The organism is Variovorax sp. AB1(2024), from assembly GCF_037482385.2.
Taxonomy (GTDB): domain Bacteria; phylum Pseudomonadota; class Gammaproteobacteria; order Burkholderiales; family Burkholderiaceae_C; genus Variovorax.
This window is the reverse complement of record NZ_JBBHKP020000001.1, coordinates 100,898-114,428: the sequence shown is the minus strand read 5'-3', so window position 1 is coordinate 114,428 and position 13,531 is coordinate 100,898. Positions and strand designations below refer to the sequence as shown.

Genomic DNA, 13,531 nt, shown 5'->3' with positions numbered 1-13,531 from the left:
GCCCGGCTACTTGCCGTACGGGCTGCGGATGCCCAGGCCCGCGAGGATCTCGATCTCGCAGGCCTCCATCTCGTCCGCGTCGGCCTCGCTGGTCTCGTGGTCCCAGCCCTGCGCATGCAGCGTGCCGTGCACCAGCAGATGCGCATAGTGGTCGGCCAGGGTCTTGCGGTTCTCCTTCGCCTCGCGCGCCACCACCGGCGCGCACAGCACCAGGTCGGCCATCACCAGCGGGCTCTGCGCATAGTCGAAGGTCAGCACGTTGGTGGCGTAGTCCTTGCCGCGGAACTCGCGGTTCAGGCGCTGGCCTTCCTCGGCATCGACGATGCGCACGGTGATCTCGCCGTCGATGTCGAGCGCATGGCGGATCCAGCGCGTCACGCTGTGGCGCGGCAAGGCGGCGCGGTGCCGCTCCACGCCCTTGAAGCGGCCGAACTGCAGCGACAGGGACAGTGCCGGGAGCTTCGATGCGGCCATCTCAGTGCGCTCCCGCGCGCTTGCGCTGGCCGTCGTAGGCGTCGACGATCTTCGCCACCAGCGGGTGGCGCACCACGTCGGCGCTGGTGAAGTGCGTCATGGCGATGCCGCTCACGCGCTTGAGCACGCGCTCGGCGTCGATCAGGCCGCTCAGCTGCTGCTTGGGCAGGTCGATCTGGCTCACGTCGCCCGTCACCACCGCGCGCGCGCCGAAGCCGATGCGCGTGAGGAACATCTTCATCTGCTCGGGCGTGGTGTTCTGCGCCTCGTCGAGGATCACGAAGGCGTTGTTCAGCGTGCGCCCGCGCATGAAGGCCAGCGGCGCGATCTCCAGCGCGTTGCGCTCGAAGGCCTTCTGCACCTTCTCGTAGCCCATCAGGTCGTAGAGCGCGTCGTACAGCGGGCGCAGGTAGGGGTCGACCTTCTGCGTCAGGTCGCCGGGCAGGAAGCCGAGCCGCTCGCCCGCTTCCACGGCCGGACGCGTGAGCACGATGCGCTGCACCGCCGCGCGCTCCAGCGCATCGACCGCGCAGGCCACTGCCAGGTAGGTCTTGCCGGTGCCGGCCGGTCCGATGCCGAAGGTGATGTCGTGCTTGGCGATGTTGTCGAGGTAGACCGCCTGCGTGGGCGTGCGCGCGCGCAGGTCGGTGCGGCGGGTGACCAGCATCGCGATGTCGTCGTCGCCCTCGAGCATCGAGCCGTCGCCGGCCAGCGTGAGCTGCACCACGGCCGGGTCGATCGTGCGCTGGGCGATTTCATAGAGCGCCTGCAGCACGTCCATCGCACGCTGGGCGGCGGCCTTGGGGCCGTCGACCTTGAACTGCTCGTGGCGGTGCGCGATCTTCACGCCCAGCGCTTCCTCGATGCGGCGCAGGTGGGCGTCCAGAGGTCCGCACAGGTGGCCGAGGCGCGAATTGTTCAGTGGGGTAAAGGTGTGTCGCAGAATCACGCGGTATCCATTTCCATCTAATTGGCAGCCCATGCAAGACCAGCCACGCTCGAAAAAACGCAGTCCAAGGCGGGAAACACCGCGGAACCGGCTTTGCCGGGCCGCCGGTGTTGCCCCCTGGAGGGGGGAAGCGGCTACACGAAGTGAGCAAGCAACGGGGGGGAGCCAATGATAGGCAAACTCACCGGCACGCTGGCCGAACGCAACCCGCCGCAGGTGGTGGTGGACTGCAACGGCGTCGGCTACGAGGTCGATGTGCCGATGAGCACGTTCTACAACCTGCCGAACGTCGGCGCGAAGGTGTCGCTGCTCACGCACTTCGTCGTGCGCGAGGACGCGCAGATTCTCTACGGCTTCGGTACCGCCGAGGAGCGTGCGGCTTTTCGCCAGCTCATCAAGATCACCGGCGTGGGGCCGCGCACCGCGCTGGGCCTGCTGTCGGGCATGAGCGTGGGCGAACTGGCGCAGGCGATCACCACCCAGGAGCTGGGCCGGCTCGTGAAGATCCCGGGCATCGGCAAGAAGACCGCCGAACGGCTGCTGCTGGAGTTGAAGGGCAAGCTCGGCGCCGACATCGGGCTGCCGGCGCATGCGGCCTCCGACGCGCAGGCCGACATCCTCCAGGCGCTGATCGCGCTGGGCTACAGCGACAAGGAAGCCGCGCTCGCGCTGAAGGCTTTGCCGAAGGACGCGACGGTGAGCGAGGGCATCAAGCTCGCGCTGAAGTCGCTGGCCAAGTGAGCCTGCGCGGCGCCTGGTCACGCGTCCAGGCGCTTGGCCAGGAGTCGGTCCGCAGCGACGAACTGCTGATGCGCGCGGCCCATGTCGGCTGCGTGCCGATCCTGCTGGCCTACGGCTGCGCGGGGCTCGTGTACGGCAACCTGCCGATGTTCACGCCGATCGGCTTCGTCGACATGCCGGGCGCCTGCGCCTGGCTGACGGCCGCGATGGCCTTTGCGCTGGCGATCTTCGCCATCGACTGGCTGGTGCGCGGCGCGCTGTCGGTGGCGCCGCCGCCGGTCATTGTGGTGAAGCGGGTCTGGCGGGCGGGGCAATTTCCGTCGCCCGCGCTGCCGGCGCATGCCTTTGCGCAGCCGCGCTCTTCTCCCTTGCGCATCGGCTGCCTGAGCGTCGCGGCCGTGGCCTGTGCGTCCGCGCTGGTGGGGCGCATCACGCTCGCGCTGGGCTGGCAGGCCTTTGCGCGCCCCGGCGGCCTGGCGCCGCAGGCGGAATGGCCGCTCTACCCGCTGCAATGGGTCTGGCCATGGCTGCTGCCGCTGGCCCGCGACCGCTTCGTGCTCGGGCTGATCGGTGTCGGCGTGGCGTTGTTCGTGGCGGCGCAGCTGATGTCGTGGCGCAAGGTGCGCGGCGCGTGGTTTCCGCTGCTCACCATCCTGCCGCTGTTGCTGACGCTCAACTTCCTCGGCTCGGCGGGCTTCGACTTCGCCGCCGCGCGCGGGCTCGGCGGCCTGAACGAACCCGATCTGGCGAGCGCGCTCGCGCAGCAGCCCGGGCGCTACAACGTCTTCACCTTCCTGAGCCTCTGGATCGCCATCGGCTTCGGCACGGTCGGCATGATCCTGGGCTTCTGGTTCGGCCGGTCACGGCACATGGACGACGACTGACCGCTCGTTGGTGCAGTTCGGTTTCAGGAGTGGATCTTCTCGCCCTTGGCCAGCATCTCGACGAACTGCGCGATGCGGCGCGCGCGGGTTTCTGGCTTCTTCGCGCCCTGGGTGCGGAACAGCACCGCGAAGCGGTTGCGGGAGTCGAGCGTGGCGAAGAACTTCGCAGCCTTCTTGTTGGCGTCCAGCGCGGCCTGCAGGTCGGGCGGCACCGTGGCCGCAGCGACGCCCTCGTAGGCCGCGTCCCAGCGGCCGTCGGCCTTTGCGCGGTCGATCTCGGCCAGCCCGGCCGGCTGCATGCGGCCTTCGTCGATGAGCTTCAGCACCTTGGCGCGGTTGACCTGCGACCAGATGCTGCGCCTGGTGCGCGGCGTGAAGCGCTGCAGAAAGTATTGCGCGTCGTCGCTCTTGCGCTGGCCGTCGATCCAGCCCCAGCACAGCGCCTCTTCCAGCGCGGCGGGGTGGTCGATGGAGGCGATGCCGCTGTCCTTCTTGGCGATGCGCAGCCACACGCCGGCGGCGCTGGCGTGGTGGCGCTCGAGCCAGCGCGTCCACGACGCGGCGTCGGCGCACTCGACGGGCGTGTCGTGCGCCACGCGCTCCGCGTCTTTGGCCGCCTTGCTCACGGCACCCACCAGTAGCGCAGCGCGTGGAAATAGATGGGCGCCGCGAAGATCACCGAATCGAGCCGGTCGAGCATGCCGCCGTGGCCCTCGATCATCGAGCCCCAGTCCTTCACGCCGCGGTCGCGCTTGATGGCCGACATCACCAGCCCGCCGAAGAAGCCCATGAGGCAGATGGTCAGCGCCATCAGCGCCGCCTGCCACGGGTTGAAGGGTGTGGCCCAGTAGAGCGCAGCGCCCAGGGCGGTGGCGCTTGCCACGCCGCCGATCAGGCCTTCCCAGGTCTTGGAAGGCGACAGCTCGGGCGCCACCTTGCGCTTGCCGAAGAGCTTGCCCCACACGTACTGGAGCACGTCGCTGCCCTGCACCACGATGACGAGGAAGGCGATCAGCAGCAGGTTGCGGCCCTCGAAGCCGGGGATCTGCAGCGTCAGCAGCGCGGGCACGTGGCTGATGCAAAACACGCACACCATCAGGCCCCACTGGATCTTCGAGGTGCGCTCCAGGAAGCGCTGCGTGTCGCCGCCCACCGCCGCAAGAATGGGCAGCAGCAGGAAGGCATAGACCGGGATGTAGATGGCGTAGAGCCCGTACCAGTCGATCCAGATCAGGAAGTACTGCCCCGGCAGCGCGAGGTAGAAGGCCAGCGCAATGGCGCCGTGGTCGCCGCGCCGGGTGTAGGCCAGGCTGATGAACTCGCGCAGCGCATAGAAAGAGATCAGGTAGAACAGCACGATCACGCCGCCCTTGCCGAAGGCGAAGGCAATGCCGATCACCGCCACCATCACCCACCAGGCGTTGACGCGCGCGTTGAGGTTGTCGATCACCGAGTTGGGCTGGCCGTGCGCCACGCGCCACTTGAGCAGCGCACCGATGGCCGAGGCCAGGATGAGCACGCCCGCGACGCCGCCGAACAGCTCCAGCGTGGTCTGGGTGGAAGCGGAGATGTTCATGGCGTCGTCGTCGTTGTCGTTGTTTTTTCTTGTTCGGGAACGCGGTCGTACTCGGGGCGCATGTCGAGCATGGCGGCGCGCGCCCGTGCCAGGAACGACACCTTGTCTTCGCCTTCGCCCAGCGTGATGGGCGTGCCGAAGCGCACCGTGCAGGCCAGCGGAATCGGCAGCAGCACGCCCTTGGGCAGCACGCGCTTCAAGTTCTCGATCCACACCGGCACCAGCCGCACGTTGGGGCAGGCGCGCGCCAGGTGGAAGAGGCCGCTCTTGAGCGGCAGCAGGATGTCGTCGCCGGTGTTGCGCGTGCCTTCCGGGAACATGATGAGCGAGTCGCCGCCTTCCAGCGCCTCCTTCATCTGGTCGACCGGATTGCCGCCCTGGCCCGAGCCGTCGCGCCGGATCATGAGCGCGTTGAACACGTCGCGGCCGATGAAGTTGCGCAGCCTGGAGGCCTCCCAGTAGTCCTGCCCCGCCACCGGCCGCGTGAGCGCGCGCAGGTCGGGCGGCAGCGTCGCCCACAGCAGCACGAAGTCGCCGTGGCTCGTGTGGTTGGCGAAGTACAGCGTCTGCTCGGCCTTGGGGCTGGTGCCCGACCAGATGGCGCGCACGCCGGTCAGCAGGCCGGCCACGCCGATGATGAGTTTCCCCACCACCACGGCGAGCGCGCGCCGCAGCACCGTGCTTTCGGCCGGCGGCTTGTCGTTCTTGTTGTTGTCGTCTGCTTCGGTCAAGAGATGTCCTGTGTCATCAAGGCAAGGAGGAACATGGCGCTCTGGCAGGCCACCACGATGGCGTGGCGCTGCATGAGCTGGCGGGTGCCGGCCACGCGGTCGTCGAGCGGGCGGGTGGTGCGTGGCTGCTGTTGCTGTTGCTGTGTCTCGCGCAGGCCGAGGCTCGACAGCGCGCCGTCGAGCGCCTCCAGCGACGCGATGCGGCCCTTCGCAAGGCCGTCGAACAGCGCCTCGTCGAAGCGCAGCCGGAATGAAAAGTAGCGCTCCAGCGCGCCCAGGATCACGACGGCGCCGAGGCTCATGGTGGCGGTGGTCGAGAGCGAGCGCAGCGTCAGCGCGATCACCAGCGCCGCGATGCATGTCAGCGCGAAGCCCCACAGGGTCAGCACGGCAGCGGCGCGCAGCAGTCCGGCCAGCGTGGCGCAGGTGGCGCGGTCGTTGTCATTCATGGCTGCGTGTCTCCGCGGCGGGGTTCAGGGCCTCCAGCGATACGCGCCATGCCCGCCGAAGCACGATCTGCGGACGTGCGCGGCGCACCGCGTCTTCGGCCTGCGCGACGCCGCCGGCAGCGCCGTAGCGGTCCAGCCAGGCGATCACCGCGGCGGCGCTGCGCGAGAAGCCGAGCGCGCAGCACACCCACACCGCCGCGCCGCCGGCAGCGCGGCGCTGTCCTTCGATGACCGCCGCCGCGCGCTGCAGCCGCACCGGCGGCGGCACCGTCAGGTCGAGCAGCGGCACGCAGCGCGCATGCGGCACGCCGGACGGCAACTGCAGCTCGGCGCAAAGGCTCATCAGCCGGGGCCGGCCGGCCGCGAGCCATTCGGCGTGCGTCGGCCGGCGGCCCAGCCGCAGGCCGGGCACCACCTCGACCGAGGCCGGCAGCTTGCGCGTCCAGAGCCAGGCATTGACTGCCGCGCCCAGCCGGTACGGCGCGAACAGCCAGCGCGCGGCCCAGCCCATGCGGCCATGCCCGTCCATCTGGAAACCGCGCGCCCCGAAGCCGATGTAGTTGAGCGCCACCAGCGCGAGCGACGCGGCCGGCCATGCGAGCCACAGCGCGATGCCGCCGCCGTAGAGTGCGGCCGCCAGGAACAGCACCGCGCCCACCGCATAGAAACCCGCCAGCTTCCATCGCTGCGGGTCGCGGGTGACACGCCACGCGCGCGGCATCGACACCACGCGTTCCAGCGGCCACAGCCACACGCAGAACAGCCCGAGCAGCGCACCGGTCGGGATGTCGATGAAGTGGTGCTGCCACGTCGTGAGCACCGACGCGCAGATGGCGAAGGCCCACACATGCAGCACCAGCCGCGCCCACAGCGGGCGGATGAACTGCCGGTACCAGTCCCACAGGATCACCGCCAGCGCGATGTGCAGCGACGGCGCCTGGTTGAAGGGCTGGTCGAACCCGCGCAGCGCGTTGAACAGAAAGGCCGGCGCACCGTCGACCGGCGGCTGGCCGAAGCTGAAGTGCAGCGGCCAGAGGATGAAGCAGGTGCAGGCCACCAGTGTGGCCGTCACCAGCCGCAGCGCATGCCGGTCGAGCGTGTGCCTGCTGCGCGCGAGGAACAGCGACAGCGCGTAGAAGACGTTGATCGTCCAGTACGGAAAGATCGTCCACGGCCAGAACGGAATCTGACGCTCCCAGCCGAAGGCCATCGACGGCACGTGGGCCCGCGTGGTCGCCCACCAGTTGGCGAAGCCGTAGGTCGCATAGAACAACGGCCCGAGGAACACCAGCCATGCGGCGGCGCGCTTCCAGGGCCGTCGTGCCAGCCGGGCGCTCATCGCTCGGTGCGCACCGCCAGCGAAACCGTGAAGATGCCCCACTCGTCGATGCGCTGGTCGATCTTGCGGAAGCCCGCTTCCTCCACCAGCTGGTCCATCTCGTACTGGGTGCGGCGGCGCATCACCCAGGCCTCGCCCTGGCGGTGGCTGGTGAGGGCGCGCGCGATCATCTCGAGCTGCGGATGCCAGGGCTGGCCGGTGTAGACCAGGTAGCCGCGGTCTTCCACCGCGTCGCCGACGCCCGCGAGCGAGCGGCGCACCATCTCGTTGTCGGGGAACAGCTCGTACAGGCCCGACACCACCGCCAGCGTGGGCCGCGGCGTCACGCTCGCGAGGCTCATGCGGTCGAAGGCGTCGGCCTGCACGAACTGCGCGACGTCTTCCAGGCCCTTCTCGGCGATGAGCGCGCGGCCGTCGCGCACGTTGATGTCGCTGTAGTCGCGCAGCAGGATCGAGCTGGCCTTGACCGGGCTCGCGAGCACCGCGTCGAGCACGTAGCGGCCGTGGCCGGCGGCGATGTCCATCACGCGCACCTCGCGGTGCATTTCGGCCAGCCGCTCCATCGCGATGCGCAGCAGCTCCTCGACGTGGATCTTGCGCTGGCGGATGCCGCGCCAGCCGATCGATTCCAGATAGGTCTTGTCGATGGACCGGCCGATGAACGAGCCGCCCCTGGGCTGGTTGCGGTAGACGTAGTCGAGCGTGCTGCCGGAGTCGAAGCCGGTGTCGTGGCCCAGCTTGATGCCCTCGGACATCCTGCCGCCCAGCTTCAGCCCGGCGCGGGTCATGGCCCAGTAGGCGCCGCGCGGCGACAGGGGCGACAGCGGCTCGGCCAGCGCGCGCGACTCGTCGGCGGTGTCGCCGCTCAGGTGCGCCTCGCGGCGGTCGACCGGCACGGCCGGCTCGTCGAAGCGCTGCAGGATGAATTCGCGGATCTGTGCCACCGCAGGCGCACGGTCTTTCTCGCCCAGCGTGTCGTGGAAGAAGCCCGGCAGCTCGGTCTTGGTCTTCACGGCGCTGCCCAGCCGATCGAAGAACTGGTGCTGCGGCTTGTGGTGCACCACCCAGTCGGCGCCCGAGATGAGCAGCTGCACCGGCAGCGTGATCGCGTTGGCGTCGGCCACCACGCGGTCGGCCGCCTCGTACAGGCCCAGCAGGATGTTGACCGCGATGGGGCGGCTGATGAGCGGGTCGCTCTCGTAGCTGGCGATGCGCTCGGGGTCGTGCGTGAGGAACTTGGCCTTCACGTAGCTGTTGACGAAGAACAGCCCGCGCAGCTTGTGCATCAGCGCCAGGCCGGGCCGCGCGAACGGCACGTAGAGCTTGACCTTGAAGGCCGGCGAGGCGAGCGTGAGGCCGCGCACCTTGGGCGCGTAGTCGTGCGCCCAGGTGGCGATCAGCACCGCGCCCACGCTTTGCGCGACCACGTGGATGTCGTGCTCGGGCACGCCGTGCGCCGTGCCGATGTGCTGCACGAAGGTCTGAACGTCGCGCACCGAGGTGCCGAAGCTGGGGCTGTAGCCGCGCTGGCCCGGCGAGCGGCCGTGGCCGCGCGCGTCCCAGGCGAAGAAGTCGAAGTCGGGCAGGTCGAGTTCGTCGACCAGGTGCGCCATGCGCGCGCCGTGTTCATGGCCGCGGTGGAACAGCAGGACGGCGCCGCGCCGTGCGCCGCCGGTGGCGGGCCAGTGGCGGTAGAACAGCGATTCGCCGTCGTGCGTCTGGAAGTGGTGTTCTTGCGGAACGCGTTGCGTGATGTCGGTCATTGAATCCCTGTGAGTCTTGTTCTGTGTCAGTGGCTGGCGGGGACGCCCGCCTCGGCCTCGGCCAGCGCGCGGCGGATGCGGTTGGCGGTGGTCCAGGCCACCAGCAGTGCCAGCAGCGGCATCAGCCATGCCGTCCAGCCCGGCAGCGGCCAGCCCAGCGCCACATAGAGGCCGAGCGCGCCGAACACGAAGGCCCGGTCGCTCTTGCCCAGCGGGCCGTCGTAGCGGCGCGAGGCGCCCACCGTGGGGCCCAGCGCCCCGGCGAATTCGCTCAGGCCGGCCAGCACGATCACCGTGCCGACCCAGAAGCCGCTGAACGGCGCCACCAGTGCGAAAGGCAGGTAGAGCGCGGCGTCGGAAACCACGTCGGTCAGTTCGTTGAGGAAGGCGCCCAGCCTGCTCTGCTGGTTGTGCTCGCGCGCCAGCATGCCGTCGATGGCGTTGAAGGCCATGCGCAGGAACATCCACAGCGGGATGAGCGCGAAGGCGGCGGGCGAGGGCGCCGCGAAGAAGAGCCAGAGCCCGAGCACCACCGACACGACACATGCCGCCAGCGTGACCTGGTTGGCGGTGACGCCCATCGCATGCAGGCGGACCACCAGCGGCCGCAGCAGGGCCTGGAAACGCGGCTTCAGTTCGTAGATCGACACGTGCTGGCTTCCCCTCGTTCTTTGTATGGCCGGAGCATTCTGCCAGTGTGCAGGTACTAAACTCGTAGGCGAAAAACCTCTCTCATGACTATCCAGACAGACGATTTCGCGCCCGTCCCCCAACGCGTGGTGTCCGCGGCCCCCGCATCGCCCAACGAAGAGGCGATAGAGCGGGCACTGCGCCCCAAGCTGCTGGACGAGTACGTCGGCCAGGCCAAGGTGCGCGAGCAGCTCGAGATCTTCATCGGCGCCGCGCGCAAGCGCAAGGAGGCGCTCGACCACGTGCTGCTGTTCGGCCCGCCCGGCCTGGGCAAGACCACGCTGTCGCACATCATCGCGGCCGAACTGGGCGTGAACCTGCGCCAGACCTCAGGCCCCGTGCTCGAGAAGCCCAAGGACCTGGCGGCGCTGCTGACCAACCTGGAACCCAACGACGTGCTCTTCATCGACGAGATCCACCGGCTGAGCCCGGTCGTCGAAGAAATCCTGTACCCCGCGCTGGAGGACTACCAGATCGACATCATGATCGGCGAAGGCCCCGCGGCGCGCAGCATCAAGCTCGACCTGCAGCCCTTCACGCTGGTGGGCGCCACCACCCGCGCCGGCATGCTGACCAACCCGCTGCGCGACCGTTTCGGCATCGTGGCGCGGCTGGAGTTCTACACGCCCGAGGAACTGGCGCTGATCGTGCACCGCAGCGCCGGCCTGCTCAAGGTGGAGACCGACGCCGCCGGCGGCTTCGAGATCGCCCGCCGTTCGCGCGGCACGCCCCGCATCGCCAACCGGCTGCTGCGCCGCGTGCGCGACTACGCCGAGGTCAAGGGCAACGGCCGCATCACCGAAGACATCGCGCACAGGGCGCTGGCCATGCTCGACGTCGATCCGCAGGGCTTCGACCTGATGGACCGCAAGCTGCTCGAGGCCGTGATCCACCGCTTCGACGGCGGCCCGGTCGGGCTGGACAACGTGGCGGCCAGCATCGGCGAGGAGCGCGACACCATCGAGGACGTGATCGAGCCCTACCTCATACAGCAGGGCTACCTGCAACGCACGCCGCGCGGTCGCATCGCCACGCTGGCGGCCTACCGCCACCTTGGCGTGGCGCCCCCATCGGGCCGCGGCGACGTTCCCGATCTCTTCGGAGCCTGAGCATCCCATGCACACCCATGACCTGAGCGCCTGGCGGCACGACCACCAGTTCGGCGCGGACAACACCTCCGCCGAGCGCAGCACCCGCCTCGTGATGTGGATCACCGCCGTGATGATGGTGGCCGAGATCGGCGCGGGGTGGTGGTTCAACTCGATGGCGCTGCTGGCCGACGGCTGGCACATGAGTTCGCATGCATTGGCCATCGGCCTGAGCGCCTTCGCCTATGCCGCCTCGCGGCGCTATGCGCGCGATCCGCGCTTCGCCTTCGGCACCTGGAAGATCGAAGTGCTCGGCGGCTTTGCCAGCGCGCTGGCGCTGCTGGGCATTGCGGTGCTGATGGTGGTGGGCTCGCTGGAGCGGCTGTGGTCGCCCGCGGCCATCCACTACCCCGAGGCGATCTCGGTGGCGGTGCTGGGGCTGGTGGTCAACCTCGTCTGCGCGAGGCTGCTGGGTGGGGCGCACCATCATCACGGGCACGACCATGGGCATGCACACGACCACCACCACCACGACCATGGCCACGGCCATGACCTGAACCTGCGCTCCGCCTACATCCACGTCGTGGCCGACGCCGCCACCTCGGTGCTGGCCATCGCGGCGCTGCTGGGCGGCTGGTTCTACGGCTGGGCCTGGCTCGACCCGGCGATGGGCATCGTCGGCGCGGTGCTGGTGGCGGCCTGGGCCAAGGGGCTGCTGAAGGAAACCGGCAAGGTGCTGCTCGACCGCGAGATGGACCACCCGGTGACCGAGGAAATCCGCGAAGGCGTCGAGACCCTGCTGGCCGATTCCGAAACCCGCGTGGCCGACCTGCATGTGTGGCGCGTGGGCCGCGAGGCTTACGCCTGTGCGCTCACGGTGGTGACGCACTCGCCCACGCTGACGGCCGACCAGGTGCGAGCCTGCTTCTCGATGCACGAGGAGATCCGCCACTCGACGGTCGAGATCCAGCGCTGCGTGGACTAGGTTTTGCTCCTTCCCCCTCTGGGGGAAGGAGAAACACAAAGTCAGCCCTTGGGCCGCGCGTTCCGCACTATCAACATCTGCGCCGTGTAGTAAGTGCCCAGTACCCACAACGACGCCAGCGGCAGCGGCGTCACGAACCGGTTCGTCGCCAGCAGCGAATCGCTCAGCATGAAGAAGCATGCCCCCACCGCCACCCACCGCGCGGATGGGTCCGTGGCGTGCAGCACGGCCGCGCGCCCGATCGCCTGCGCCGCCATGCAGGCGATCACCACCACATAGGCCGCGACCGGAATCCGCAGGGCTGCGGGCAGTCCGCCCAGCCACAGGAACGCATACATGCCCGCGCCGATCAGCAGCGTCGCGGCCAGCACCCCGCGCCGGGGAAACATGCCGACCCCCATGCTGAACAACGCGATGTACGCCAGGTGTGCCAGCAGGAAGGCCACGAGCCCGGGCACGAACAGCGTCGCCGGGCCCATCAGCAGCACGTCGCCTGCGAGCGAAGCCGCCAGCCCGGCGAGCAGCAGCCCATCGAACCGGGTCGCCGTGCCCGCCGCCATCGCACGCCTGGCCACGAAGAAGATCGCGATGGCCAGCGCCAGCGGCTTGAAGACGAGATGCAGCCAGCCGATGCCCAGCGCCGCGCTCGCCGTGGCCAGGGCGGCCGCTTCGATGAACAGCACCTCGGTCACGCTCAGCCGCCCCTGCAGCACACCGCCGATGGCCCACAGGCTCGCCGTCAGCGCGGCGAGCCACACGGCGGCCTGCGGCAGCGGCATGACGTCGGAGAACCACAGGAAGACCACCGCGCACCCGACCAGCAGCAGGAACTGCAGCCCCGCGAACCACTGCACGCCAAGGCTCACCTCGGGCTCGTAGCGCGTCACCTTGGCGATGTCGAAGGGCGGCTTCGGAAAACGCGCCGCCACGTCCGCCGGCCGCCAGCCCGGCGGCTTGAGCCACACGCGCAGCTTGTCGGCCCAGCTCTTCGCATGCCATGAATCCCTGGCCAGCGCCCAGTACACCTCGGCGTTGGCCCACAGCGGGTCCCAGCTGCGCAGCTCGCCGCGCGTGCCGTACACGCAGCGCTCGTCTTCTTCGCGGAAGGTGCCGAACATGCGGTCCCACACGATCAGGATGCCGCCGTAGTTGCGGTCGAGATAGTTGTCGTTCACCGCGTGGTGCACCCGGTGGTTCGACGGCGAGCAGAACCAGCGGTCGAACCAGCCCAGCTTGCCCACCTGCTCGGTGTGCACCCAGAACTGGTAGAGCAGGTCGATGAGCGCCACCACGCCGAACACCAGCGGCGGCACGCCGGCCACGGCCATCGGCAGGTAGAAGATCCAGCTGAACAGCGCGCCGCTGGAGGTCTGCCGCAGGGCGGTCGACAGGTTGTAGTGCTGGCTCTGGTGGTGCACCACGTGCGCCGCCCACAGCACCGCCGACTCGTGGCCCATGCGGTGCAGCCAGTAATAGCAGAAGTCGTAGAACACCAGCGCCAGCAGCCAGCCGTACCAGGTGGTCCAGAAGTCCTTCGCGGACTCCAAAGGAAAAAGCGCCACCGCCGAATACACCGCCGAGTAGATGCCGATGCGCAGCAGCCCGGTGAGCACCGCGCTGATCTGGCTCAGCATGCCCAGGCCGATGCTGTTCAACGCGTCGGCCAGGCGGTAGGTGTCGCGTCCCGTGCCACGGCGGGCGCGCGCGCGGCCCACCGCGAATTCGATCGCGATAAGAAGAAAGAAGACAGGCGTTGCAAGAACGATGATCTGGCCGGGGCGCATCGCGGCATTGTGGCGTTGCCGGGCGGCAACGCGTCACCGGGATGTCACGGGTGTGCCATCGCGCGGTCATGGGGCGGT

Annotated in this window: 14 protein-coding genes; 4 read left to right on the top strand and 10 right to left on the bottom strand. The window is 69.1% G+C overall.

Annotated elements, in window-relative coordinates; genetic code table 11:
• Window positions 1-6: 6 nt before the first annotated feature.
• Both ybeY and WIX39_RS00545 read right to left on the bottom strand, forming a co-directional pair.
• Complete coding sequence (ybeY, locus tag WIX39_RS00550; protein WP_106936758.1) at window positions 7-474, bottom strand: rRNA maturation RNase YbeY; 468 nt, start codon at window positions 472-474, stop codon at window positions 7-9.
• 1 nt (window position 475) lies between these two features.
• Window positions 476-1,423, bottom strand: a complete 948-nt coding sequence (locus WIX39_RS00545) for a PhoH family protein (RefSeq protein WP_081269709.1) — start codon at window positions 1,421-1,423, stop codon at window positions 476-478.
• Window positions 1,424-1,591: 168 nt separating this feature from the next.
• Between WIX39_RS00545 and ruvA the strand changes: the two genes are divergently transcribed.
• Window positions 1,592-2,164 (top strand): Holliday junction branch migration protein RuvA, encoded by a 573-nt coding sequence (gene ruvA / locus WIX39_RS00540; protein ID WP_106936759.1) that lies wholly within the window; start codon window positions 1,592-1,594, stop codon window positions 2,162-2,164.
• Window positions 2,161-3,048 (top strand): hypothetical protein, encoded by an 888-nt coding sequence (locus WIX39_RS00535; protein ID WP_409194318.1) that lies wholly within the window; start codon window positions 2,161-2,163, stop codon window positions 3,046-3,048. Before ruvA ends, WIX39_RS00535 begins: the two co-directional genes overlap by 4 nt.
• A 23-nt stretch (window positions 3,049-3,071) precedes the next feature.
• Here WIX39_RS00535 and WIX39_RS00530 read toward each other — a convergent pair whose 3' ends face one another.
• Genes WIX39_RS00530 through WIX39_RS00500 form a run of 7 tightly spaced genes read right to left on the bottom strand, consistent with a single transcriptional unit; the run spans window position 3,072 to window position 9,556 of the window.
• Complete coding sequence (locus tag WIX39_RS00530) at window positions 3,072-3,683, bottom strand: YdeI/OmpD-associated family protein (RefSeq protein WP_409194317.1); 612 nt, start codon at window positions 3,681-3,683, stop codon at window positions 3,072-3,074.
• Window positions 3,671-4,624, bottom strand: coding sequence for a phosphatidate cytidylyltransferase (locus WIX39_RS00525; protein WP_081269701.1), 954 nt, complete (start codon window positions 4,622-4,624; stop codon window positions 3,671-3,673). Before WIX39_RS00525 ends, WIX39_RS00530 begins: the two co-directional genes overlap by 13 nt.
• Window positions 4,621-5,301, bottom strand: coding sequence for a lysophospholipid acyltransferase family protein (locus WIX39_RS00520; RefSeq protein ID WP_106937665.1), 681 nt, complete (start codon window positions 5,299-5,301; stop codon window positions 4,621-4,623). The genes WIX39_RS00525 and WIX39_RS00520 overlap by 4 nt, the downstream gene beginning before the upstream one ends.
• 50 nt (window positions 5,302-5,351) lie before the next feature.
• Window positions 5,352-5,804, bottom strand: a complete 453-nt coding sequence (locus WIX39_RS00515) for a hypothetical protein (protein WP_409194316.1) — start codon at window positions 5,802-5,804, stop codon at window positions 5,352-5,354.
• Window positions 5,797-7,143: a phosphatase PAP2/dual specificity phosphatase family protein gene (locus WIX39_RS00510; RefSeq protein ID WP_409194315.1), complete on the bottom strand. Its 1,347-nt coding sequence runs from the start codon at window positions 7,141-7,143 to the stop codon at window positions 5,797-5,799. The genes WIX39_RS00515 and WIX39_RS00510 overlap by 8 nt, the downstream gene beginning before the upstream one ends.
• Window positions 7,140-8,906, bottom strand: coding sequence for a bifunctional alpha/beta hydrolase/class I SAM-dependent methyltransferase (locus tag WIX39_RS00505; RefSeq protein ID WP_409194314.1), 1,767 nt, complete (start codon window positions 8,904-8,906; stop codon window positions 7,140-7,142). The genes WIX39_RS00510 and WIX39_RS00505 overlap by 4 nt, the downstream gene beginning before the upstream one ends.
• 26 nt (window positions 8,907-8,932) lie before the next feature.
• The gene (locus WIX39_RS00500; RefSeq protein ID WP_409194313.1) at window positions 8,933-9,556 is read right to left on the bottom strand and encodes a CDP-alcohol phosphatidyltransferase family protein; all 624 of its coding nucleotides are present in this window, start codon (window positions 9,554-9,556) and stop codon (window positions 8,933-8,935) included.
• An 84-nt stretch (window positions 9,557-9,640) separates the two neighbouring features.
• Between WIX39_RS00500 and ruvB the strand changes: the two genes are divergently transcribed.
• Window positions 9,641-10,705: a Holliday junction branch migration DNA helicase RuvB gene (gene ruvB, locus WIX39_RS00495; RefSeq protein WP_106936765.1), complete on the top strand. Its 1,065-nt coding sequence runs from the start codon at window positions 9,641-9,643 to the stop codon at window positions 10,703-10,705.
• A 7-nt stretch (window positions 10,706-10,712) separates the two neighbouring features.
• The gene (gene dmeF, locus WIX39_RS00490; RefSeq protein ID WP_106936766.1) at window positions 10,713-11,669 is read left to right on the top strand and encodes a CDF family Co(II)/Ni(II) efflux transporter DmeF; all 957 of its coding nucleotides are present in this window, start codon (window positions 10,713-10,715) and stop codon (window positions 11,667-11,669) included.
• 41 nt (window positions 11,670-11,710) lie between these two features.
• On the opposite strand, the gene WIX39_RS00485 is transcribed toward dmeF, so the two are convergent.
• The gene (locus WIX39_RS00485; RefSeq protein WP_409194312.1) at window positions 11,711-13,453 is read right to left on the bottom strand and encodes a lysoplasmalogenase family protein; all 1,743 of its coding nucleotides are present in this window, start codon (window positions 13,451-13,453) and stop codon (window positions 11,711-11,713) included.
• Window positions 13,454-13,531: the final 78 nt, after the last annotated feature.

Bases quoted from the DNA above. Each gene is read 5' to 3' on its own strand.
- ruvB (WP_106936765.1), top strand. From the start codon at position 9,641: ATGACTATCCAGACAGACGATTTCGCGCCCGTCCCCCAACGCGTGGTG.
- WIX39_RS00485 (WP_409194312.1), bottom strand. From the start codon at position 13,453: ATGCGCCCCGGCCAGATCATCGTTCTTGCAACGCCTGTCTTCTTTCTT.
- WIX39_RS00510 (WP_409194315.1), bottom strand. From the start codon at position 7,143: ATGAGCGCCCGGCTGGCACGACGGCCCTGGAAGCGCGCCGCCGCATGG.
- WIX39_RS00505 (WP_409194314.1), bottom strand. From the start codon at position 8,906: ATGACCGACATCACGCAACGCGTTCCGCAAGAACACCACTTCCAGACG.
- WIX39_RS00515 (WP_409194316.1), bottom strand. From the start codon at position 5,804: ATGAATGACAACGACCGCGCCACCTGCGCCACGCTGGCCGGACTGCTG.
- WIX39_RS00525 (WP_081269701.1), bottom strand. From the start codon at position 4,624: ATGAACATCTCCGCTTCCACCCAGACCACGCTGGAGCTGTTCGGCGGC.
- ruvA (WP_106936759.1), top strand. From the start codon at position 1,592: ATGATAGGCAAACTCACCGGCACGCTGGCCGAACGCAACCCGCCGCAG.
- ybeY (WP_106936758.1), bottom strand. From the start codon at position 474: ATGGCCGCATCGAAGCTCCCGGCACTGTCCCTGTCGCTGCAGTTCGGC.
- dmeF (WP_106936766.1), top strand. From the start codon at position 10,713: ATGCACACCCATGACCTGAGCGCCTGGCGGCACGACCACCAGTTCGGC.